Source organism: Phytopseudomonas daroniae (assembly GCF_004327285.1).
Taxonomy (GTDB): domain Bacteria; phylum Pseudomonadota; class Gammaproteobacteria; order Pseudomonadales; family Pseudomonadaceae; genus Aquipseudomonas; species Aquipseudomonas daroniae.
Genome location: NZ_QJUI01000012.1, coordinates 116,431 through 138,934, shown reverse-complemented (window position 1 = coordinate 138,934; position 22,504 = coordinate 116,431). Strand labels below are relative to the sequence as shown.

Here is a 22,504-nt window from a genome sequence, read left to right as displayed (position 1 = left end):
AATCGGCCTTTTTGCGAGGGCACCGGCTCATGCGGATTGGCCATGGTTACGATGTGCACCGTTTTGGCGAAGGGGATTTCATCACCCTGGGCGGTGTGCGTATTCCCCACAGGTTCGGGTTGGTCGCCCATTCCGATGGTGACGTGGTATTGCACGCGCTGGCCGATGCGCTGCTGGGTGCGGTAGCGCTTGGCGATATCGGCAAGCATTTCCCGGACACCGACCCGAACTTCAAGGGTGCCGACAGCCGTGTACTGCTGCGCCATGTGCTGGGGCTGGTACAGGCCAAGGGCTGGAAGGTCGGCAACGTCGACGCGACCATCGAAGCCCAGGCGCCGAAGATGGCGCCGCATATCGAGGCCATGCGCAGCCTGATCGCCGAGGATCTGCAGGTCGAACTGGATCAGGTCAACGTCAAGGCCACCACCACGGAAAAACTGGGTTTCGTCGGCCGTGAGGAAGGTATTGCCGTGCACGCGGTCGCCTTGCTGGTCAGCGCATGACTGAACTGGAATTGCTCGGCCCGCGCGCTCATGGCGAACCCTGTGGTCAGGCCGTGCTCAAGGCCACGGCCGAGGATTTTCACGTCGATGAAGTGCTGGATATCGAGCTGTCCGGTGCTGGCGAGCACCTGTGGCTGTGGGTCGAAAAGCGTGGCCTGAATACCGAGGATGCCGCGCGTCGCCTGGCGCGTGCCGCGGGCGTGCCCGTGCGGATGATCAGTTATGCGGGCTTGAAGGATCGCCAGGCGCTGACTCGCCAGTGGTTCAGCATCCATCTGCCGGGCAAGAGCGATCCTGATCTCGGCGCGGCCCAGGATGAAACCCTGGCCATCCTCAGGCAGGTGCGCCACTCGCGCAAGCTGCAGCGCGGCGCCCATGCGGCCAACGGCTTCACCCTGCGTCTGATCCGGTTGCAGGCCGATCACACCAGGCTGGACGAGCGGCTGCAGCGCATCGTGGCCCAGGGCATTCCCAATTACTACGGCGCTCAGCGTTTCGGCTTCGAAGGGGGCAACGTCGCCCACGCCCGGCATTTTGCCGAGCGCAAGGAACTGCCCGAGAAGCGCAATGTGCGTTCGCGGGTGTTGTCCGCCGCGCGCAGCTTCATTTTCAATCGAGTGCTGGCCGAGCGTGTCGCCGCCGGTACCTGGAAGCAGGCCTTGCCCGGCGACCTGCTGGCGTTCACCGACAGCCGCAGTTTCTTCGCCGCCGGCGAAGCTGAATGCCAGGATCCACGGCTGGCTCAGCTGGATTTGCACCCAACCGGGCCGCTGTGGGGCGAGGGCAAGTCTCCGGCAGGTGAAGCCACTCAAGTACTGGAACAGGGCATTGCCGATGCCGAGGAGCAGTTGGCTGCATGGTTGGCAGAAGCGGGCATGGCGCACGAACGGCGTATCCTGCGCCTCCCCATTAGCGGTTTGACGTGGCATTATCCCGAGCCTGACATTCTGCAACTGGAATTCGTCCTGCCGGCTGGATGTTTCGCCACCGCACTGGTGCGCGAAATCGTCGACCTTTTGCCTGCAGGGCAGACGGACAACCCATGCGTATTCTGATTTCAAACGATGACGGCGTGGCCGCACCGGGCCTCGCCGCGTTGCACGCTGCGCTGGCCGATTACGCCGACTGCACGGTGATCGCACCCGATGGTGATCGGAGCGGCGCCAGCAGTTCGCTGACCCTCGACCGCCCGCTGCACCCGTGTACCCTGGCCAACGGTTACATCAGCCTCAATGGCACGCCGACCGATTGCGTGCACCTGGGACTCAATGGCCTGTTGAGCGAAGCCGCCGATCTGGTGGTGGCAGGTATCAACCTGGGTGCCAACCTGGGCGATGACGTGCTGTATTCCGGTACTGTGGCCGCGGCCCTCGAAGGCCGTTTTCTGGCTCGTCCGGCATTCGCGTTCTCGCTGCTTTCGCGTTCGGCCGAACACCTGCCGACCGCTGCCTATTTCGCCCGCAAGCTGGTGGAGGCTCATGAGCATCTCGACCTGCCGCCGCGCACTGTCTTGAACGTCAATGTGCCTAATCTGCCGCTCGAACATATCCGTGGCGTGCAGTTGACCCGACTCGGCCATCGCGCTCGTGCGGCTGCGCCGGTGAAAATGGTCAACCCGCGCGGCAAGGAAGGCTACTGGATCGCCGCCGCCGGCGATGTCGAGGATGGCGCTCAGGGCACTGACTTCCATGCCGTGATGCAGGGTTATGTATCGGTTACACCGTTGCAGCTCGACCGTACCTATCAGGATGGCCTGAACCGCCTTGAACCTTGGCTGGAGGGGCTGCTGACATGAATCGGGAGCACGACCGCCACGGGATTGGCATGACCTCTCAGCGTACCCGCGAACGCCTGATCCAGCGCCTCTACGACGAGGGTCTGTCCAACGCCCAGGTACTCGAGGTGATTCGCCGCACGCCGCGTCACCTGTTCGTCGATGAAGCCCTGGCCCACCGTGCCTATGAAGACACGGCCTTGCCGATCGGCCATAACCAGACCATCTCGCAGCCTTACATGGTCGCGCGAATGAGCGAGTTGCTGCTCGCCGCCGGGCCGCTGGACAAGGTACTGGAGATCGGTACCGGCTCGGGTTACCAGACCGCGATCCTGGCTCAACTGGTCGAACGGGTGTTCACCGTCGAGCGTATCCAGGGATTGCAGGAACGGGCGAAGGAACGCCTGGTCAAACTGAGTCTGCGCAACGTGGTATTTCGCTGGGGTGATGGTTGGGAAGGCTGGCCGGCGCTGGCACCCTACAATGGGATTATCGTGACCGCGGCCGCATCCGAAGTGCCTCAGGCATTGCTCGATCAATTGGCTCTGGGCGGGCGCCTGGTGATTCCTGTCGGTACAGGCGACGTTCAGCAACTGTTATTGATCATTCGCGAGGAACAGGGTTTCTCTCGGCACATACTCGACGCAGTACGGTTCGTGCCCCTGCTTAACGGCCCTTTGGCCTGATTTGATTCACCCGAACGGAAGGATGCATGAAGAAAACCTTGTTGCTGTATACCAAAGGGATGGCCATGGGCGCCGTCGATGTGGTGCCCGGTTTTTCCGGCGGCACCGTTGCCCTGATCACCGGTATATACGACAAGCTTCTCGCCTCGTTCGCTGCCATGCCCAAAGCACTGATGCTGGTCGTTCGCGGGCGTATCAAGCAGGCCTGGCAGGCTTGTAACGCCAGTTTCCTGCTGGTCGTGCTACTTGGCATCCTCAGCAGTATCTTCACCTTGGCACGCGCCATCAGCTATCTGATGAACGAGCACCCGGTTCTGCTGTGGGCGTTCTTCTTTGGTCTGGTGCTGGTGTCCGTTTACCTGGTGGGGCGCGAGGTGAGTGCCTGGCGAACCAACCGATTTGTAGGGTTTGCCGTCGGGCTGTTGTTTGCGCTGTGGATTACTCTGGCTGTGCCCATGCAGCTTTCCGCAGATCCGCTGATGCTATTCATCGCGGGCGCCATCGCCATCAGCGCGATGATTCTGCCGGGAATTTCCGGCAGCTTTATCCTTGTGCTGCTGGGGCTCTACCCGGTCGTGCTGGGGGCGGTGAAGAATTTCGATATGGCGGTACTGGCGGTGTTCTGCGCCGGTTGCGTGCTGGGATTGCTGACTTTTTCCAAGGTGCTGAGCTGGTTGCTGGCGCACATGCGTGACCTGACCATGGCCTTTCTGGCCGGCCTGATGCTCGGCTCGCTGGTCAAGGTGTGGCCCTGGAAGCAGACGCTGACCTGGCAAACCAACCGACATGGTGAATCGTTTCCGTTGGAGCAGGTCAATCTATTGCCATGGCAGTTCACCGAGGTCAGCGGTGAGGATGCGCAATTGTTGCTGGCCATCGCTTTGAGCTGCTGTGCCATCGTACTGGTGCTGGGTGTGGAATGGCTGGCGCGCCGCCGTCAGTTGAAAGATGTCTGACGTTCCGGCGTTTGTTACTGGCCGTCTGCAAGGGAGATACGGGTGAGTTTCACAGCCAATCAAGGGCGCTGTTCCTCGGGCACGCTACGTAACCTGCTGGCCCTGGCAATGATCGGCACGTTGCTGGCCGGTTGCGCCAGCTCACCTTCCGGTGGCGTGCAGGTGGTCGATCGCAACAGCGCTGCGGCACAGCGCCAGCCGGTTACGTCCGGTCAGTACCGTGTGCAACGCGGTGACACACTTTATTCCATCGCCTTTCGTTACGGCTGGGACTGGAAGGCCCTGGCCTCGCATAACGGCATCGCCGCTCCCTACCTGATCCGTGTCGGGCAGGTGATACGTTTCGATCGGGGCGCCCCCAGCAGACCTGCTGTCGCTTCCAGGCCTACCGTCACAGCTCCCGTGGTGACTACGCCGAGCCGTCCTTCCACTCCGGTTCAGGCGCCTCCCGCGCAGACCACTACGCAGCCTGCCACTCCGGTGGTGGTAACGCCGGCGACCACGCCCGTGCAGACGGTACAGCGTTCCGCCACGGGCTGGGCATGGCCTGCCAATGGTGCGATTATCGGCCGATTTTCTTCAAACGGTAGTTTGAATAAAGGCATTGATATCGCCGGTGAATTGGGACAGCCTGTTTTAGCTGCGTCTGGTGGCTCAGTGGTCTACGCCGGGAGTGGTTTACGGGGCTACGGCGAGTTAGTGATCATCAAACACAGCGATACCTACGTGAGTGCCTACGGCCACAACCGCAGGCTGTTGGTAAAGGAGGGGCAGCAGGTCAAAGTCGGGCAGCAGATTGCCGAGATGGGTTCCACAGGAACTGACCGGGTGAAGCTTCACTTCGAGATTCGTCGCCAGGGTAAGCCTGTAGATCCAATGCAATACCTGCCACGCCGTTGATTTGTCGCTCGTCTGTTCCCTCATGTGGGATGGACGGGCTCGGATGTAGCCAAGGATAGAGGCGACATCGGGGCTTGCTGGTCGAACTCAGCAAGGGACGGAACGATAAAATGGCACTCAAGACCAAAGAAGCGCCGGAGTTTGACATCGACGATGAAGTGCTCCTGATGGAGCCTGACATCGATCTGGACGATGGGGCTGGCGAGCAGGCAGGTGCAAAGACCGCTGCGCGCAGTAAAGCCAAGCAATCCACCGGCAGCAAGCAGCACAAGTACATCGACTACACCCGGGCGCTCGACGCCACTCAGCTTTATCTCAACGAAATCGGTTTTTCTCCCCTGCTCACTCCGGAAGAGGAAGTGTTCTTCGCGCGTCTCGCGCAGAAGGGGGATCCTGCCGGCCGCAAGCGCATGATCGAGAGCAACCTGCGGCTGGTGGTCAAGATCGCCAGGCGCTACGTCAACCGCGGGCTCTCGCTGCTGGATCTGATCGAAGAGGGCAACCTCGGTCTGATTCGGGCCGTTGAAAAATTCGACCCCGAACGTGGTTTCCGTTTTTCCACCTACGCCACCTGGTGGATTCGGCAGACCATCGAGCGGGCCATCATGAATCAGACCCGCACCATTCGCCTGCCCATCCATGTGGTCAAGGAGCTCAACGTCTACCTGCGCGCCGCGCGGGAATTGACCCAGAAGCTCGATCACGAACCCTCCCCCGAAGAAATCGCCAACCTGCTGGAAAAACCGGTGGGCGAAGTCAAGCGCATGCTTGGCCTGAACGAGCGCGTATCGTCCGTGGACGTGTCGCTTGGCCCGGATTCCGACAAGACGTTGCTCGATACGCTCACCGATGATCGACCCACCGACCCTTGTGAGTTGCTGCAGGATGACGACCTTTCCCAAAGCATTGATCAGTGGCTTTCGGAGTTGACCGACAAACAGCGTGAGGTGGTGGTACGCCGTTTCGGCTTGCGTGGACACGAAAGTTGCACGCTCGAAGAGGTTGGCCAGGAAATAGGCCTGACCCGTGAGCGCGTGCGGCAGATCCAGGTAGAAGCACTCAAACGCCTGCGCGAGATCCTCGAGAAGAACGGCCTTTCTGCCGACTCCCTGTTCCAGTAACCCCGGCCTGCCAGCCGTGTGCCAGTCAGCTTTGCTGACTGGCATTTTTATTGGGCGGCGCGCTTCCTGGGAGCGTACTTTCGCAGCAGCTCTGTTCGCTTGGGGAAGGGTGCTTTCATAAATGAGCGGGCAAAAAATCGCCGGGAGCGATTTTTGACGTCGCTTGCGACGGCCCGCAGGGTGCCCGCCAGGGATGGCGGGGCACAAAAAAACGGCGCCTGAGCAGGCGCCGTTTCATTTTCACGCTTGGATGATCAAGCCGGCAGCGTTTCTTTCAGCTGCAGCAGTTCATCCGATTGCGACTGCACTGCACGATACTGCTCGGCATCGCTGCTCAGCACCTCAGAAGGTGCCGGGAAGATCTCGTGCAGCTTGCTGCTCCACTCGGCCGAAGCCGCCTGCTCGGGGAAGCAGCGACGGATCAGGTCGAGCATGATCGAGACCGTCACCGACGCGCCTGGGGAAGCGCCCAGCAGGGCGGCGATGGAACCGTCCTTGGCAGCCACCAGCTCGGTGCCGAACTGCAGAATGCCGCCTTTCTTGGCATCTTTCTTGATGATCTGCACGCGCTGGCCGGCGATCTCCAGGCGCCAGTCGCTGGCCTTGGCTTCCGGGTAGAAGCCGCGCAGCGTGTTGAGGCGCTGCTCCTGGGACTGCATGACTTCCTTGACCAGATAGCGGGTCAGGTCGAAGTTGTCGCGAGCCACTGCCAGCATCGGACCGATGTTGTTGAGGCGCACCGACATGGGCAGGTCGAGGAACGAACCCTTCTTCAGGAACTTGGTGGTGAAGCCGGCATAGGGCCCGAACAGCAGGGACTTCTTGCCGTCGACCATACGGGTGTCCAGGTGCGGAACCGACATGGGGGGCGAACCCACTGCGGCCTGGCTGTACACCTTGGCCTGGTGCTGGTTGACCACTTCCGGGTTGTCGCAACGCAGCCACTGGCCGCTGACCGGGAAACCGCCGAAACCCCTGCCTTCTGGAATCCCCGACATCTGCAGCAGGGGCAGGGCACCGCCGCCGGCACCGAGGAACACGAAGCGGGCCTGGATCTCGCGGTGGTGGCCGCTCTTCTGATCCTTGGTGCTCACGCGCCAGCCTTGCTCGTTGCGAGTCAGGTCTGTGACCTTCTGGCTGCAGGTCACGCGTGCATTGCCCTGTAGCGCCAGGTAATCCAGCAGGCTCTTGGTCAGCGCGCCGAAGTTGATATCGGTGCCATTGGCCACGCGGGTCGCTGCAATAGGCTCATCGGGGCTGCGACCCGGCATCATCAGTGGCATCCACTGAGCCATGGTGTCGCGGTCTTCGCTGTACACCATGTCTTCGAAGGCATGGTGTACACGCAGGGCCTCGAAGCGCTTCTTCAGGTAATCGATGCCTTCCTGGCCGCGAACGAAGCTGAGGTGTGGAACCGAGTTGATAAAGGTCTTGGGCGAGCCAAAGGTGCCTTTCTTGACCAGGTAAGCCCAGAACTGCTTGGATTCCTCGAACTGGGCGTTGATGCTCACCGCCTTCTTGATGTCGATGGAACCGTCCGCGGACTCTGGTGTGTAGTTGAGCTCGCACAGGCCGGCGTGGCCGGTGCCTGCGTTGTTCCAGGGGTTGGAGCTTTCCACCGCACCGGAATCCATCGCTTCCACGATTTCCAGTTTGATGCCCGGATCGAGTTCCTTGAGCAGCACGGCCAGTGTTGCGCTCATGATGCCGGCTCCGACCAGCACTACATCTACAGCTTCGTAATCGTTCTGCGCCATTACCACATCTCCAAAAAATCAGCTTCCAATCGATGGCCTTCGGCCTGGGCGTCAGATGCGCCTGTCAGCGGTTGCAGAGCTGTCCTGGGGATCCGGATGACGGGAGGGGGTCGCCTTGTCCTGCCGCAAGATGATTCATATGTTCGCCACACTCTTGTGAAGTTTATTGAAACCGTTTTTTCACGTTCTTTTGGAACGCGAACCTCAAAAGTTCATGTGCCTGTTGGGCCATCCTCGGTGGCAGATGTTCCGCGAAAACGCGGGAATCGCTGCATGGCGCGAGGAGGGCTGTCGATATCGAGCAGCACGAAGTGGGCGACTCTCTGTGGCATTGCCGATGGCATGAAGTGCATCAGCGGTACGGCGAGGCCGATCAGGAGGCGTCCTTATAATCGGGGCGCGATTATAAGGCGAAAGCGAGGAAATTGATCGACTGCGTGTGACTTTTATTGCACACGCGTTCGGGGCGAAAGTGACGGGGCGGTGTTCAGCGGGGAATGAAGGCGCTTTCCGGGAGCGAAGTACCTAGCCAGGTCAGGCGTTGTTCGTTGACCTCGTGCCAGCTCGCAGGCCCCGGAGGCTGGGCGCTCTGGCGGAATGCACGGCAGATACCTTGCTCGTCGAGGCAGGCAAAGATGCGCGGGCGTGGCGGGGTGGCGACCTTTTCCAGGAGTGCGTGCATCAAACAAACTTCCATCATGCAAAGCGACTAAAGTCTTATACCGCTGGCATGTGACGGGTCTGTGACCGGAACCGCTTTCACCCATTGCAGGTCGATTGGTTATACTTCGCGGCGCCTTATGCGCCCCCTCCATGGAGAACCGAATATGCATCGCCTGTTGTTTGGTCTGGTTGCCGTTATCAGTCTGGCCCTTGTTGGCTGTGCCCATAGCCCTCAACAACTCAGCCCGCAGCCCAAGCTCACCGGGCCGTTGACCGCAGTCGGTCAGGGGCAGCCCGTCGTGGTGCGCGTGGTTGATGGGCGTCCATCTCCGGTTCTGGGAACCCGTGGTGGTCTGTATCCGGAAACCAGCGCCATCAGCGTGACTGGTCAGGATGTACTGCCCAAGTTGCAGGCTCAGGCCGAAATAGCGGTGCGCCTGCTGGGCTTCACCCCGTCGGCCAACGCCTACAACGCGCCTCAACTGACCCTGACTCTGGCCGAGCTGAAATATCAGTCGCCGAAAGAAGGCCTGTATGTCACCGAAGCTGATATGACTGCCACCTTCCGTGCTGATGTGCAGAACAGCAACCGCCGTTACAGCGGTCGCTACGGTGCGTCCCTGAACCAGCGCTTCGGCATGGCGCCGAACCAGGAAACCAACACCAAGCTGGTCAGTGATGTGTTGAGCGATGCGCTGACCCGTGCGTTCAAGGATCCGACCCTGGCGCAGATCCTCAGCGGCCAATAAGCCGGTTGCGCTACAAGAAAAAGCCCCGACATGTCGGGGCTTTTTCGTTTCTGTGCCAAGGTTTTAGAGCGCAAGACCAGCCTTGATACGGTACTGGTTGCGTACCGGCATGGCGTACTGCAGCACCAGGTAGGGCTGTTGCTCGCTCGGACAGTTGCTCAAGCGTTGCTGCCATTGTTGCTTGGCGGCTGCCAGTTCGGCAGCATCGAACAGCGATTCGGCCGCTGGTACCTCGAGCTGCGGGTCACGCTCGCTCCACATGGCATACGCCAGGTAGTGCACGGGGAACAGGCGGTAGCCGGTGAGGATATGTGCATCGGTGATGGCCGCCAGTTGCTTGGCATCCTCGAAACCACTGGTCAGCGGATCACCGAAGTGCACGTGCACGCGACCCTTGTAGCCAGTGATGCCCAGGGCGATGCTCTTGTCGTCCTCGCCAGGTTGTTTGGTATAGCTGCCGGTCGTGGCGCGGGTGTAGAGCTCACGTGCCTTGGCCAGGTCACAGGGGTCGTATTCGTAGCTGATCGATACCGGGGTCAGCTTGAGGCTGCTGATGACCTCGGCGAACGGCTCGTTCTTGCGGCTCATGTGGAACATCTTGAGGATCGCTGAGTCGGTGCGGTCGTCACCGTCCTTGGCACGGCCTTCGGCCTGGGCGATCCAGATCGACTCGCCGTCGTGGCGAATCGAGTGGCTGATGTAAGCCGACAGCAACTGGTAAGCCGCCAGTTTCTCGCGGCGGCCGCTGATCGAGCGGTGCACGATGAAACTCTTGTTCAGGCGCATCAGATCGCTGACGAAAGGCTTCTGCAGCAGGTTGTCGCCAATGGCGATGCGTGGCGTCTTCAGGCCGGCGTGGTACACCGCGTAGTTGACGAAGGCCGGATCCATGACGATGTCGCGGTGATTGGCCAGGAACAGATAGGCGCTGCCGGACTTCAGGGTTTCAACGCCGGAGTAGGTCACGCCATCGGTGGCTTTCTCGACGGTACGGTCGACATAGGGCTCGATGGTGTCCTGCAAGGTGCTCACCGAATCGATGGAGCGGAACTGCGAGCGCAGCCGATGAGCTATAAGAGGTTTGAGCAGCCAGCCGAATGGCCCCGCCAGACGCGGGAAACGAAACTGGGTAAGGATGTCGAGGAATGCATCATCGGCCAACAGGCGCGCCAGAACCGCTGGAATTTCCGCGTCGGCGTAGGGTCGGATGCTATCGAATTCGCCCATCATGATCTCTTGTGGTTGTCGCTGCGATTGAGAGGTTAGTGCCCCGTCGAGGAGAGACGCTGCCGTTCGAGCCTGTGGGGCGCGACGACAGCCGACTCGAGAGGCAGCAATAGACCGCCGATTATACCCTGCAAGTCACATGGAGGCGCCCTATGCTGGAAACCCAGGATTACCAATGCCCATACTGCGGTGAGCCGGTCGAGGCGGTGCTCGATCTCTCGGCGGGTGATCAGCAGTACATCGAGGACTGTCCGGTGTGCTGCCGGCCGATCATCTTCTCGCTCAGTACCGACGGTGTGGACTGGCAACTGGATGTGCGCGGGGAGAACGACTGATGAAGCGGATCTACGAGCCACAGGATCTGATGGAGGGCGAGCTATTGAAGGGCATGCTCGCCAGTGAAGGTATTCAGGCACACCTGGTTGGCGGGCACCTGGTCGGTGCGGTTGGCGAGCTGCCGGCCTGTGGTTTGCTCGGGATGCTGGTCGAAGACGACGATGCCGAACGCGCCCACCAGTTGATCGCCGAGTACAATGGTGCGCAACCGCTGCCCGGTGACGAACCGGATAATTTTCAGGGCGTGTTGCTGTGCTGAGACAGTGGCGCGTCCGCCAATCCTATCGGGTCACCCCATGAGTGGACGCTTCGCCCTGTTTCGCTGGACGCCTGCCTTTGCAGCGCAACCCGGCTTCCCCGCTGATCAACAGCCGCACTGGAACCTCGCGCCCGGTTCCCAGGTGCTCTTGCAGCGTGCCGATGGCGAGCAGCGTTCGCTGGTTCGGGCGCGCTGGGGGCTTACTCCGCCCTGGCTTACGGATCTGTCGAAAACGCCGGCCCACGCCCGCGCCGAGACGCTGGTCGATCAGCCGATGTTTCGCGAGGGTTTTCGCCTGCGTCGTGGGTTGATCCCGGCCAACGGTTTCTACGAGTGGCGCGGTGCCGCGCGCAAGCGCCCCTACTGGTTGAGTGGCCAGGACTCGCTGCTTTATTTCGCGGCCATCTGGGAGGCCTATCCGGTCGAGGGGCATGTCTACCACAGTACCGCCATGGTCACCCAGGCCGCCGCCTCGCTGCGTCGCCCGCTGATTCTGAATGCGCAGGATCAGCAGCGCTGGCTGGCTACGGATACGCCATTGGAGGAGCTGCAGGCGCTGCTCGTCGGCCCGCCGCAGGCACTGCGGGAACGGGTGTTGAGCAACCTGGTCAATGATCCGAAGCTCGATGGGCCGGAGTGCCTGACGCCCGCCTGACCGCTTGGCTTGCGAGCACCTCTAACACCCCCTAGCATACGTCGCTCAGTTCTCAGGGAGATCCAGCATGAAACCGTCGTTGTCTTTCACCACTCTGGCAGCGGCCTTGCTGTTGGCAGGATGCCAGGCCGTCAATACCACCAGCGGTGGCGCGGTCGGCGTCGAGCGCAAGCAGTACATGTTCAGCGCGCTGTCGACCGATGAAGTCAACCAGATGTATGCCCAGTCCTACCAGGCAACGCTCAAGGAAGCTTCCACCAAGGGCGTGCTGGACAAGAACAGTGCGGACGCCAAGCGCCTGCAACGCATCGCCGACCGCCTGATCAAGCAGGCACCATTGTTTCGGCCCGATGCCGCGCAGTGGCAGTGGGAGGTCAACCTGATCGACAGCCCTGAGCTGAATGCAAACTGTGGCCCCGGCGGCAAGATCATTTTCTACACCGGCATCATTCAGAAGCTGAAACTCACCGATGACGAGATCGCTGCGGTGATGGGCCATGAAATCGCCCATGCCCTGCGCGAGCATGGTCGCGAAGCGATGTCCAAGGCTTATGGCGTGAACCTGGCCAAGCAGGGCGCTGCCGCGCTGCTGGGCGTGACGCCGGACAAGATGGCCCTGGCCGATGCTGCAGTGAACTATGGTATGACCCTGCCCAACAGCCGCAGCAACGAGAACGAAGCCGATCTGATCGGTCTGGAGTTGTCGGCGCGTGGGGGATTCAACCCCAATGCGGCGGTTTCGCTGTGGGAGAAAATGGCCAAGGCCAGTGAGGGCGCACCGCCCGAGTTCATGAGCACTCACCCTTCGTCGTCGAGTCGCATCGCCTCGCTACAGGCAGCCATTCCGAAAGTGATGCCGTTGTATGAGCAAGCGAAGAAGTGACCTAGCCGTTACGTTCGAGCCCCATCCGTTGGGATTCTCCCGGATGCCTGGGAGCCTTTCGTGAAAATCGCCGTCGTCGGTGCACCGGGCCTGCTCGGGCATCACGCGGCTCGTGCGGTCAAGGCTGCCGGGCATCAGCTGGTGCTGATTCACAGGCTGTCTTCGCGCATCGAGCGCCTGGCTTATCTTGGTGCCGAATGCCGGGCCGCTGAGCTGCTCGACCAGCGCGCCCTGACCCGAGCCCTGCAAGGTGTCGATGGCGTCATCTTCTGCGCCGGGTACTACCCGCAGCGGCCTCGGCACTGGCAGGACGAGGTCGCCAGTGCGCTCGACCAGACCCAGCATTTCTACAATGCCTGCCAGGCGGCTGAGGTGACGCGCATCGTTTACGTCGGCTCGGCGATCGCCCTGCCACGGCATCCCCAGGGCCAGCCCGGGCATGAGGGGCTGTTCTACGACGAGATGCCGCGCTCGCGCAATGCTTACCTGCTGTCGAAATGGGCGCTGGATCAGCAGGCCCGTGAGCAGGCGCGCGCCGGCCTGCCGGTGGTGATCGCGATTCCCGGCCTGTGCCTTGGCGAGCTGGATGCCGGGCCAAGCAGTGGTCGGCTTATCACTGCCATCGACAGTGGTGAAATGCGCGGTTACGTGCCGGGAGAACGCAATCTGATCGATGCCGGTGAGGCTGGACGTGGTTTGCTGCTGGCCCTCGAGCATGGCCGCGTGGGCGAGCGTTACCTGATCTGTGGCGAGAACATCCAGATGGCGGATCTGGTCAGCCGTATCGCTGAGCGGCTTGGCGTAGCTGCGCCGGCAGAGTTGTCACTGAACAAGGCTAACGGCCTGGTGGCCTGGGGAAGGCTGCGTCACCGTTTGACCGGTGCCTGGCCGTGGCTGGATGAGACGGCCATCGCACTGATGTCCGGGAGCCAGTTCCTCAGTGGGCGCAAGGCCTGGGAGGAGCTGGGCTTCGTTGCCCGTCAGTCGGTGGACGACACCCTGCAGCGCAGCATTCAGTGGTTCGCCGAGAACGGCTATTTACGTCGCCGCCCGAGCTAGAGCCTGTACGGAGCGATCATCTACCGATCAGTCCACTCAACAGCAGCGCCTGGTAGGCCGCATAGAGCGCCAGGGCCGCGAAGGCGGTGGCGGCCAATCGGCGGATCAGGGTGAGAGGCAGGCGATCCGCTGCGAAGTTACCGGCCAGTACCACCGGCACGTTGGCGATCAGCATGCCCAGGGTGGTGCCGATCACCACCATGATGAAGTGCGGGTACTGGGCGGCGAGCATCACTGTCGCCACTTGGGTCTTGTCGCCCATCTCGGCGAGGAAAAAGGCGATCAGGGTGGTCAGGAACGGCCCGTAGCGTTTCAGCTTGGAACTTTCGTCATCGTCGAGTTTGTCTGGAATCAGCGTCCACAACGCCACGGCGATGAACGAGGCGGCGAGTATCCAGCTGAGCAATGCCGGCGAGAGCAGGCCCGCGACCCAGTTACCGACCGCGCCGGCGACCAGATGATTGGCCAGGGTGGCGACCACCATGCCCCAGATGATCGGCCACGGCCTGCGAAAACGCGCCGCCAACAGCAACGCGAGCAGCTGCGTCTTGTCGCCGATTTCCGCCAGGGCAACGATCAGGGTGGGAACGAAAAGAGATTCCAACATCAGATTTCCTAAAGGGGCGGGTAGACACGGCTATGACACGTACAGCCTTCCCGCCCCGGGTAAGGTGTTCGTGTCATAGGTCTTGTCAAACCCTGCGCGGCACTCGTGCTTGCTGTGGCCGAGTTGCGCAGATCCGTCTTGGCGGATCTTGGGTCGCATGCACCATGGTCAGCTGACCAAGTATGTTGATGCATGCCGGGCGAGCTGGCGCTCGCGGGAGACTACTCCCCTAGGACGCGCGCATTCTGCCCAAGTGGGGCGCTTTGGGCAAGGGCTGCGCCGCTGTGCCGCAGCCCCGAAGATTCAGCGGCTGACGGCCTGGTAGATGCGAAAACCATCGGCGTCGGCCAGGGTGCGACAGGTGCCGATGTGTTGCTCGATCAGCGGTGGATACTTGAGGAAACGGTTGGCCACCAGGCGGATCTGACCGCCGCTCCGCAGATGCTTGGCCGCCTGGCGTAGCAGGTCTTCGCTGGCCTGATAATGGGTGTGCACACCCTGGTGGAAGGGTGGGTTGCTGAGGATGGCGCTTAGCTCGGAGGGCGCCGCAGCGATGCCATCACCGCTGATGACATCGGCCTCCAGACCGTTCGCTGCCAGGGTCAGGCGGCTGCTGGCGACGGCAAACGCATCGACGTCCAGCAGGGTGACGTGGCTGTCTGGATAACGGCGCTTGAGCACCGCGCCGAGCACGCCGGCGCCACAGCCGAAATCCAATAAGTGACCGCCCGGCAGCTCGTTCAGGTGTTCGAGTAGCAGGGCGCTGCCGACATCCAGTCGCCCGTGGCTGAACACGCCGGGAAGGGTGATCACCTCGAGCGGGCCGTCATCGAGTTGCAACTGGTAGTGCTGTGCCAGGGTGGAGAGATCAGGTGTGGCGGGCGCCTGTTCCACGCGCACTTGCCACAGCTGGCAGTGGCGCGCGCTGTCGAGTTTGCGCGGTGTGCCGTAAGCAGCCATCTGCTTGGCTGCACGCTCGACGCCGGCGCGTTTTTCGCCGACCAGGTAGAGCACACCGCCAGGCAGACGAGCGGCGAGGGCGTCCAGCAGGTAACCCGTCAACTCACGGGATTTGGGCAGGAAGAGCACGGCGGAATCGAAGGCAGTTTGCGGCGGGGTAACCCCAAAGGTACTGCGTTCGGCGAAGCGCGCCTCGAGTCGGTCATGGTCGCCAGCATGCCAGCCCCAGCCAAGTGCCTCCGGCAGTTGCCCGAGCAGATCATCGGCCGGCAGTCCCGCGAGCAGTATCGGGCCGTGGAACAACTCGGCCTGACGCAGCAGCACTTCACTTCGCGGATCCATGAGATCTCCCCCGGCAAAAGCGCGAAGGGTAGGGGGGCCAGCTTCAAGCTGCAAGCCTAACGCTACAAGCGAAGCGGGCAGACTTCAGTTCACTTGCCGTTTTGCTTGGCCAGACAGAAAACCTGCCGCGTTCTCGGCCAGTTGCCCGACAATCCGCTGGCGCGCCTCGCGGCTGCCCCAGGCGCTGTGGGGCGTGACGATCAGGCGAGGGATGTCGCCGGCCAGCAGTGGGTTGCCATCCCTGGGAGGTTCCTGAGTCAGCACGTCGGTAGCTGCTCCACCGAGTTTGCCGGCGCGCAGGGCGTCGGCCAGCGCTTGTTCGTCGATCAGGCCACCGCGTGCGGTATTGATCACGAAGGCGCCGGGTTTGAGCAGATCCAGCTCACGGGCGGTAATCAGATTGCGGGTCTGCTCGGTCAGCGGGCAGTGCAGAGTCAGTGCATCGACCTGCGGCAGCAGCTCATCCAGAGGCAGGCGATCGGCCCGTGTCGGGCGACCTGGTAATTGCCCATAAAGCACGCGCATACCGAAAGCCTCGGCGAGACGTGCTACGGCGCCACCGAGCTCGCCGTGGCCAAGCATGCCCAGGGTCTTGCCTTCGAGCTCGACTATAGGATGGTCGAGCAGGCAGAACATCGGCGATTGCTGCCAGTGGCCGGCGCGGATATCACGCTGGTAATCCGGCAAGCTGGTGGCCAGGGCGAGCAGTAGCGTCAGGGTGTGCTGCGCCACGGATGGCGTACCGTAGCCCTGACAGTTGCAAACGGCGACGCCATGGGCCCGAGCGGCATCGAGGTCGACGTTGTTGGTGCCGGTGGCTGCCACCAGTACCAGCTGGAGATCAGGACAGGCGGCGAAGACCGATGCATCAATCACTGCCTTGTTGCTGATGACCACGCTGGCACCCTGCAAGCGTTCGATGATCTGTTGGGGCGTGCTCTGGGCGTGCAGCACCAACTCCGCGAACTGATCACGCAACGGGGTCATGTCCAGGTCGCCGAGGTCGAGGGAACGGTAGTCGAGAAATACTGCGCGGCCGGTTTTGCTCATCAGCTGTACCTTTCTGGCTGTCTTGTTGGAAAGTAAAGTGCAGCCTATCAGAACCCGTGCCATTTGCCGGTTGCGTGTCCGTCAGGGGCGAGGCCCCAGATGCCACGGGTTCGCGAAATCGTAAAGCGCTTATCCAACCCAATTGTCCGATGCGGAGCCGCTATGTACTGGATGGAATTTTTCACCGTCGCCCTGATTCATCTGCTGGCGGTGGCCAGCCCTGGGCCGGATTTCGCCATCGTGGTGCGGGAAAGCGTGGCGCACGGTCGCCGCACAGGTGTGTTCTGCGCACTCGGCGTGGGTATGGGGATCTTCGTTCACGTGACGTATTCGCTGCTGGGTATCGGCCTGATCGTTTCCCAGTCCATCGTGCTGTTCAATGCCTTGAAGTGGCTGGCCGCGGCCTACCTTTTGTACATAGGCTTCAAGGCGCTGCGCGCCAAGCCGGCGGCACCTGATGCGTTGCAAAGCCAGGCCCCAGTGGCAGCACGTACGTCTCGCGGGGCGTTCGTCACCGGTTTCGTCACCAATGGCCTGAACCCCAAGGCGACGCTGTTCTTCCTGTCGCTATTCACCGTGGTGATCAACCCGCACACCCCGCTGGTCGTGCAGGGCGGTTACGGTATCTACCTGGCTGTGGCCACCGCTCTGTGGTTCTGCCTGGTGGCGATGCTGTTCAGCCAACAGCGAGTGCGCAATGGCTTTGCGCGCATGGGCCATTGGTTCGATCGCCTGATGGGCGCGGTACTGGTTGGCTTGGGTATCAAACTGGCCTTCACCGAACTGAAGTGAGGAACGCCTTGGCGCTCCTCCTTCGCTGAGGGTTACAGGGCTTCCACAGCGATTGCCGTCGCCTCGCCGCCGCCAATGCACAGCGAGGCGATGCCGCGCTTGCCACCGGTCCGGCGCAGCGCGTTGATCAGCGTGATGATGATCCGCGAGCCGGTCGAACCCACTGGATGACCTTGTGCACAGGCCCCGCCATAGATGTTCACCTTGGCATGATCGAGGCCGTGTTCGCGGATGGCCAGCATGCTGACCATGGCGAACGCCTCGTTGATTTCGAACAGGTCGACCTCGTCCTTGTGCCAGCCGACCTTACGCAGCAGGTTGCCGATGGCACCGATCGGGGCGAGGGTGAACTCACTGGGATCCTGGCTCTGCGTCGCGTGTGCAACGATCCGGGCCAGTGGTTTCAGGCCGCGCGCTCTGGCTTGCTCGGCGCTCATCAACAGCAGCGCGCTGGCGCCGTCGGAGATGGAACTGGCGTTGGCCGCAGTAATGCTGCCGTCCTTGCTGAAGGCCGGTTTCAGGTCTGGAATACGGTCGATCCTGGCACTCAGCGGCTGCTCGTCCTCGCTTACCTGCACGTCGCCCTGGCGGGTCGTCAGTGTGACGGGAACGATCTCGTCGGCCAGCAAACCTGAAGCCATGGCGTGCTGCGCGCGCCGCAGCGACTCGATGGCGTAGGCATCCATCGCTTCGCGGGTGATGCCATAGCGATCCGCCGTCTCCTGTGCGAAGGAGCCCATCAGGCGGCCCGTGCGGGCATCCTCCAGGCCATCGAAGAACATGTGATCCTTGACCTCGCCGTGGCCCATACGCAGGCCGCTGCGCGCCTTCTGCAGGAGGTACGGGGCGTTGGACATGCTTTCCATTCCGCCGGCGATCATCACCTCGTTGCTGCCGGCCTTGATCAGATCGTGAGCCAGCATCACGGCTTTCATGCCCGATCCGCAGAGTTTGTTGATGGTGGTGCAGCCCGTGGCGCTGGGCAGGCCTGCGGCCAATGATGCCTGACGTGCCGGGCCCTGTTTGAGGCCCGCGGGCAGTACGCAGCCCATGATCACTTCCTGCACATCGGCCGGCTCGATGCCGACTTTGGCTATCGCCGCACGGATTGCAGTGGCACCCAGTTCCACGGCGCTGACAGCCGACAGGCTGCCCTGGAAACCACCCATGGGCGTGCGTGCGCCACTGACGATGACTATGTCTGACATGCTTTACCTCGTTCTTGTTGGAGTTGGCGAAACGGCCATCGTGGCACCGGGAAGACGGCAAAATCATCCTTTCGGCTGATTGAGCGAGCGCGTGCTCGCGCTACTGTCGGCCAAGGTGCCAAGACACATTCAGGTTCCGCGTCATATCGTCGCCTTCAACAATAGCCCAGAACAGGTGAGCCCATGCTGCAGACCCGCATCATTCCTCCCGCCGCCAATGCCCATCAGTACCCGTTGCTCATCAAACACCTGCTGTTGTCCGGCAGTCGCTATGAGAAAACCCGCGAAATCGTCTATCGAGATACGCTGCGCTACAGCTACGCGACCTTCAACGAGCGGGTGGCGCGCCTGGCCAATGTGCTTAGCCAGGCAGGGGTCAAGGCCGGAGATACGGTGGCGGTGATGGATTGGGACAGCCATCGCTATCTGGAGTGCATGTTCGCGGTGCCGATGCTGGGTGCCGTGCTGCATACCGTCAACATTCGCCTGTCGCCCGAGCAGATTCTCTACACCATGAACCATGCCGAAGACCGCTTCGTGCTGGTCAACAGTGATTTCGTGGCGCTCTACCAGGGCATCGCCGGACAGCTCACTACCGTCACCGGCACGCTGCTGTTGAGCGATGGCGATAGCGCCAGCGCAGAGCTTCCTGGCTTGGTTGGCGAGTACGAACAACTGCTGGCAGCGGCCAGACCGGAGTACGATTTCGCCGACTTCGACGAGAATTCCGTCGCCACCACTTTCTACACCACGGGAACCACTGGCAATCCCAAGGGCGTGTACTTCACCCATCGCCAACTGGTGCTGCACACCCTGTCCTTGGCCTGTACCGTCGGCGGCCTGGACAGCATCCGCCTGATGGGTAGCGATGACGTGTACATGCCGATCACCCCGATGTTCCACGTGCATGCCTGGGGCGTGCCCTATGTCGCTACCTTGCTGGGCATCAAACAGGTCTACCCCGGCCGTTACGAGCCGGAGATGCTCTGCAAACTGATCAAGGGTGAGCAGGTGACGTTCTCTCACTGCGTGCCGACCATCCTGCAAATGCTGCTCAACGCCCCTGGCGCCCAGGGGCACGACTTCAAAGGGCTGAAGATCATCATCGGAGGCAGCGCCCTCAATCGCTCCGTGTACGACGCCGCCAAGGCCCGAGGTATCCAGTTGACGGCGGCTTACGGCATGTCGGAAACCTGCCCGCTGATTTCCTGCGCCTACCTCAACGACGAACTGCTCGCCGGCAGTGAGGACGAGCGCATTACCTATCGCATCAAGGCGGGTATCCCGGTGCCATTGGTGGAAGCGGCGATCATGGATGCCGACGGCAATCGACTGCCGGCAGATGGCGAAACCCAGGGCGAGCTGGTGCTGCGATCTCCCTGGTTGACCCAGGGCTATTACCGCGAGCCGGAAAAGAGCGAGGAGCTATGGGCACACGGCTGGATGCACACCGGCGATGTGGCGACCCTGGACGGCATGGGCTTCATCGATATTCGTGACCGCATCAAGGATGTGATCAAGACCGGCGGCGAGTGGATTTCCTCGCTGGAACTGGAAGACCTGATCAGTCGTCACCCTGCGGTGCGCGAAGTGGCAGTGGTTGGCGTGGCAGATCCGCAGTGGGGCGAGCGTCCGTTCGCCCTGGTGGTCGCACAGGAAGGGCAAGCGCTGGACGCCAGAATACTCAAGGAACACCTCAAACCATTCGTCGAGCAGGGGCACATCAACAAGTGGGCCATTCCCACTCAAATCGCTCTTGTTACCGAAGTTCCCAAGACCAGTGTGGGTAAGCTGGACAAAAAGCGCATTCGCGCCGACATCGTGCAGTGGCAGGCGGCAGGAAGTGGGTTTCTGTCGACCCTGTGAGGCACGAATTTCAACGCCGAAAATGTGACTGATCAGTCAAACAAGCGTTTGGCTTGCTAATTGCTGGGTTCAGGCCATTCTTGGCTTGTCACGGATGGGACTGATCCGTCGAAACCAGCGAGCCAGAGTGTCTCGGGCACTGCAAATCACTCTTTCGAGTGATCCACTGGCAAGGCTCGCTGGCTATAGTCAATCAGCCATAACAAAAACAAATGGAGTAGCGTCGATGACCATCACAACAAGGCCGTTCTGGCGTCTGGCAAAACTGCCGCTGGCCGTCAGCCTCGCATCAACTCTTGCCAGCCCGGCATTCGCCGTCAATTTCAATATCGGGGAGATCGAAGGGCAATTCGATTCGTCGTTGTCGGTGGGGGCCAGTTGGTCGACTTCCAAGGCTGACAGAAATCTCATCGGTATCAACAACGGAGGCTACGGGCTTTCGCAAACCACTGATGATGGTCGGTTGAACTTCAAACGCGGTGAAACGTTCTCGAAGATCTTTAAAGGTATCCATGATCTCGAACTCAAGTATGGGGATACTGGCGTTTTTGTACGTGGAAAATATTGGTACGACTTTGAGCTCAAAGACGAGAGTCGCGAGTTCAAAGCTATTAGTGACTCCAATCGCAAGGAGGGTGCCAAATCTTCAGGTGCCGAGTTGCTGGATGCGTTTGTTTATCATAATTACAGCATCGCGGATCAGCCAGGTACCGTACGTTTAGGCAAGCAGGTCGTTAGCTGGGGCGAAAGTACTTTCATCCAAAACAGCATCAATGCGATTAACCCAGTAGACGTTGCCGCGTTCCGTCGTCCCGGTGCCGAGGTCAAAGAAGGGCTGATCCCGGTCAATATGTTCTACGTATCGCAAAGCCTGACCGATAATCTTTCTGCCGAGTTTTTCTATCAGTTGGAGTGGGATCAGACGGTCGTCGATAACTGCGGCACGTTCTTCTCTCAGCCGGATGTATATGCCGATGGTTGTGACGGTAATCTCGCTGTACTAAACCCGGCGTTAGCTCCCTTCGCCGCAGCAGCAGGGCCGTTCGCTTACAACACGACTTCAGAGGGGGTGATTGTACCTCGGAGTGCTGATCGGGATGCTCGCGACAGTGGGCAGTTTGGCCTGGCTTTGCGTTGGTACGCACAGGAGCTAGATACTGAGTTCGGCGCATACTTCATGAACTATCACAGCCGAGCACCAATATTCAGCGGTGGCGCTACCAGTTCTGCAGTTATCGGCGCGATTCCTACCCTTACAGCTCCCGGATCGCCTGCCTTCAACGCTGCAGTTTCAGCCTGTGGCGGAGATCCTACCTGTATTTCAACCTTGCTAACGGGCTTCGCCTCGTCCGTGGTGGCGGGTAATAGCAATTACTTTATTGAGTATCCTGAAGATATTCGCCTTTACGGTCTGAGCTTCTCCACCACATTGCCCACTGGAACTGCCTGGAGTGGTGAAATCAGCTATCGCCCCAACGCGCCAGTACAAATTAACTCGACCGACATCCTGTATGGTGGCTTGACGCTGATTGACCCTAGCGTTTCACCAATTCAGGCGACTGCAGGTGAAGACAGCCACGGGTATCGGCGCAAAGAAATAACGCAGCTGCAAACTACGTTCACCCACTTTTTTGACCAAGTCATGGGCGCGGCCCGCATGACTTTAGTCGGGGAGGTCGGTTGGACTCACGTTGGTGGGCTTGAGAGTGTCTCTGATATCCGTTACGGGCGTGATCCTGTGTTCGGCCCGGGCCCTCTGGCTGGCGGGCGATGCCAGTCGCTGAATGCCAGCACTATTGGTGCTGGTGGGGATGCGCGAAACCTCAGCCGCTATTGCGAGAATGATGGCTATACCACCACGGATTCGTGGGGTTACCGCATGCGTGCAATTTGGGATTACAACGATGCATTCGCTGGGGTAAACCTCAAGCCGAACGTGGCTTGGTCTCATGATGTGAAAGGTTATTCCCCAGGCCCAGGCTCCAACTTCGAGGAAGGCCGTAAGGCCGTCAGTTTGGGATTGGATGCTGAGTATCAGAACACGTATACCGCCAGTTTGGCCTATACCAACTTCTTTGGTGGCAAATACAACGTGCAGAAAGACCGTGACTTTGTCGCACTCAGCTTCGGCATGAACTTCTAAGCGCCCGT

The 22,504-nt window shown here is 60.9% G+C and carries 23 protein-coding genes and 1 riboswitch; of the genes, 16 read left to right on the top strand and 7 right to left on the bottom strand.

Going from position 1 to position 22,504, the window contains the following annotated elements; translation table 11 throughout:
• Positions 1-29: 29 nt before the first annotated feature.
• The 7 genes from ispF (at position 30) to rpoS (ending at position 5,940) form a co-directional block, all read left to right on the top strand.
• On the top strand, positions 30-503 hold the full coding sequence (ispF, locus tag DNK06_RS15220; protein ID WP_131180832.1) for a 2-C-methyl-D-erythritol 2,4-cyclodiphosphate synthase: 474 nt from the start codon (positions 30-32) through the stop codon (positions 501-503).
• Complete coding sequence (gene truD, locus DNK06_RS15215) at positions 500-1,558, top strand: tRNA pseudouridine(13) synthase TruD (RefSeq protein ID WP_131180831.1); 1,059 nt, start codon at positions 500-502, stop codon at positions 1,556-1,558. The genes ispF and truD overlap by 4 nt, the downstream gene beginning before the upstream one ends.
• Entirely contained in the window at positions 1,546-2,298 is a 753-nt protein-coding gene (gene surE / locus DNK06_RS15210; RefSeq protein ID WP_131180830.1) for a 5'/3'-nucleotidase SurE, read from the top strand. The genes truD and surE overlap by 13 nt, the downstream gene beginning before the upstream one ends.
• On the top strand, positions 2,295-2,963 hold the full coding sequence (locus DNK06_RS15205) for a protein-L-isoaspartate(D-aspartate) O-methyltransferase (protein ID WP_131180829.1): 669 nt from the start codon (positions 2,295-2,297) through the stop codon (positions 2,961-2,963). Before surE ends, DNK06_RS15205 begins: the two co-directional genes overlap by 4 nt.
• Positions 2,964-2,989: 26 nt before the next feature.
• Positions 2,990-3,919 carry a polyprenyl-phosphate transporter gene (locus tag DNK06_RS15200; protein WP_131180828.1) on the top strand — a complete coding sequence of 310 codons (930 nt, stop codon included), beginning with the start codon at positions 2,990-2,992 and terminating at the stop codon, positions 3,917-3,919.
• Between the two features lie 108 nt (positions 3,920-4,027).
• Positions 4,028-4,819: a peptidoglycan DD-metalloendopeptidase family protein gene (locus DNK06_RS15195; protein ID WP_131180890.1), complete on the top strand. Its 792-nt coding sequence runs from the start codon at positions 4,028-4,030 to the stop codon at positions 4,817-4,819.
• 110 nt (positions 4,820-4,929) lie between these two features.
• Positions 4,930-5,940, top strand: a complete 1,011-nt coding sequence (gene rpoS / locus DNK06_RS15190) for an RNA polymerase sigma factor RpoS (protein ID WP_131180827.1) — start codon at positions 4,930-4,932, stop codon at positions 5,938-5,940.
• A gap of 254 nt (positions 5,941-6,194) precedes the next feature.
• On the opposite strand, the gene mqo is transcribed toward rpoS, so the two are convergent.
• Both mqo and DNK06_RS15180 read right to left on the bottom strand, forming a co-directional pair.
• Positions 6,195-7,697, bottom strand: a complete 1,503-nt coding sequence (mqo, locus tag DNK06_RS15185) for a malate dehydrogenase (quinone) (protein WP_131180826.1) — start codon at positions 7,695-7,697, stop codon at positions 6,195-6,197.
• A gap of 487 nt (positions 7,698-8,184) precedes the next feature.
• Complete coding sequence (locus tag DNK06_RS15180; protein WP_131180825.1) at positions 8,185-8,379, bottom strand: hypothetical protein; 195 nt, start codon at positions 8,377-8,379, stop codon at positions 8,185-8,187.
• Positions 8,380-8,524: 145 nt separating this feature from the next.
• Between DNK06_RS15180 and DNK06_RS15175 the strand changes: the two genes are divergently transcribed.
• Positions 8,525-9,109 carry a YajG family lipoprotein gene (locus tag DNK06_RS15175; protein WP_131180824.1) on the top strand — a complete coding sequence of 195 codons (585 nt, stop codon included), beginning with the start codon at positions 8,525-8,527 and terminating at the stop codon, positions 9,107-9,109.
• Positions 9,110-9,172: 63 nt separating this feature from the next.
• On the opposite strand, the gene DNK06_RS15170 is transcribed toward DNK06_RS15175, so the two are convergent.
• Positions 9,173-10,336, bottom strand: coding sequence for a 1-acyl-sn-glycerol-3-phosphate acyltransferase (locus DNK06_RS15170; RefSeq protein ID WP_131180823.1), 1,164 nt, complete (start codon positions 10,334-10,336; stop codon positions 9,173-9,175).
• A gap of 152 nt (positions 10,337-10,488) precedes the next feature.
• On the opposite strand from DNK06_RS15170, the gene DNK06_RS15165 reads away from it, so the two are divergent.
• The 5 genes from DNK06_RS15165 (at position 10,489) to DNK06_RS15145 (ending at position 13,528) form a co-directional block, all read left to right on the top strand.
• Positions 10,489-10,671: a CPXCG motif-containing cysteine-rich protein gene (locus tag DNK06_RS15165; protein ID WP_131180822.1), complete on the top strand. Its 183-nt coding sequence runs from the start codon at positions 10,489-10,491 to the stop codon at positions 10,669-10,671.
• The gene (locus DNK06_RS15160; protein ID WP_131180821.1) at positions 10,671-10,931 is read left to right on the top strand and encodes a putative signal transducing protein; all 261 of its coding nucleotides are present in this window, start codon (positions 10,671-10,673) and stop codon (positions 10,929-10,931) included. Before DNK06_RS15165 ends, DNK06_RS15160 begins: the two co-directional genes overlap by 1 nt.
• A gap of 37 nt (positions 10,932-10,968) precedes the next feature.
• Entirely contained in the window at positions 10,969-11,586 is a 618-nt protein-coding gene (locus tag DNK06_RS15155; RefSeq protein WP_131180820.1) for an SOS response-associated peptidase, read from the top strand.
• A gap of 67 nt (positions 11,587-11,653) precedes the next feature.
• Positions 11,654-12,469 (top strand): M48 family metallopeptidase, encoded by an 816-nt coding sequence (locus DNK06_RS15150; RefSeq protein ID WP_131180819.1) that lies wholly within the window; start codon positions 11,654-11,656, stop codon positions 12,467-12,469.
• Between the two features lie 60 nt (positions 12,470-12,529).
• Positions 12,530-13,528 carry an NAD-dependent epimerase/dehydratase family protein gene (locus tag DNK06_RS15145; protein ID WP_131180818.1) on the top strand — a complete coding sequence of 333 codons (999 nt, stop codon included), beginning with the start codon at positions 12,530-12,532 and terminating at the stop codon, positions 13,526-13,528.
• A gap of 16 nt (positions 13,529-13,544) precedes the next feature.
• Here DNK06_RS15145 and DNK06_RS15140 read toward each other — a convergent pair whose 3' ends face one another.
• From DNK06_RS15140 to DNK06_RS15130, 3 genes are all read right to left on the bottom strand, one after another.
• Complete coding sequence (locus DNK06_RS15140) at positions 13,545-14,132, bottom strand: TMEM165/GDT1 family protein (protein WP_131180889.1); 588 nt, start codon at positions 14,130-14,132, stop codon at positions 13,545-13,547.
• Positions 14,133-14,222: 90 nt separating this feature from the next.
• A riboswitch (yybP-ykoY riboswitch) is annotated at positions 14,223-14,377 on the bottom strand.
• 61 nt (positions 14,378-14,438) lie between these two features.
• Positions 14,439-15,437 carry a class I SAM-dependent methyltransferase gene (locus DNK06_RS15135; RefSeq protein WP_131180817.1) on the bottom strand — a complete coding sequence of 333 codons (999 nt, stop codon included), beginning with the start codon at positions 15,435-15,437 and terminating at the stop codon, positions 14,439-14,441.
• An 84-nt stretch (positions 15,438-15,521) separates the two neighbouring features.
• Positions 15,522-16,487 carry a 2-hydroxyacid dehydrogenase gene (locus tag DNK06_RS15130; protein WP_131180816.1) on the bottom strand — a complete coding sequence of 322 codons (966 nt, stop codon included), beginning with the start codon at positions 16,485-16,487 and terminating at the stop codon, positions 15,522-15,524.
• 162 nt (positions 16,488-16,649) lie between these two features.
• Between DNK06_RS15130 and DNK06_RS15125 the strand changes: the two genes are divergently transcribed.
• On the top strand, positions 16,650-17,279 hold the full coding sequence (locus DNK06_RS15125; RefSeq protein WP_131180815.1) for a LysE family transporter: 630 nt from the start codon (positions 16,650-16,652) through the stop codon (positions 17,277-17,279).
• A gap of 32 nt (positions 17,280-17,311) precedes the next feature.
• Here DNK06_RS15125 and DNK06_RS15120 read toward each other — a convergent pair whose 3' ends face one another.
• A complete protein-coding gene (locus DNK06_RS15120) occupies positions 17,312-18,487 on the bottom strand; it encodes a thiolase family protein (protein ID WP_131180814.1) in 1,176 nt (391 codons plus the stop codon).
• Between the two features lie 183 nt (positions 18,488-18,670).
• On the opposite strand from DNK06_RS15120, the gene DNK06_RS15115 reads away from it, so the two are divergent.
• On the top strand, positions 18,671-20,353 hold the full coding sequence (locus DNK06_RS15115; protein WP_131180813.1) for a fatty acid--CoA ligase: 1,683 nt from the start codon (positions 18,671-18,673) through the stop codon (positions 20,351-20,353).
• Positions 20,354-20,579: 226 nt separating this feature from the next.
• Positions 20,580-22,496 (top strand): DUF1302 domain-containing protein, encoded by a 1,917-nt coding sequence (locus DNK06_RS15110; RefSeq protein WP_131180812.1) that lies wholly within the window; start codon positions 20,580-20,582, stop codon positions 22,494-22,496.
• Positions 22,497-22,504: the final 8 nt, after the last annotated feature.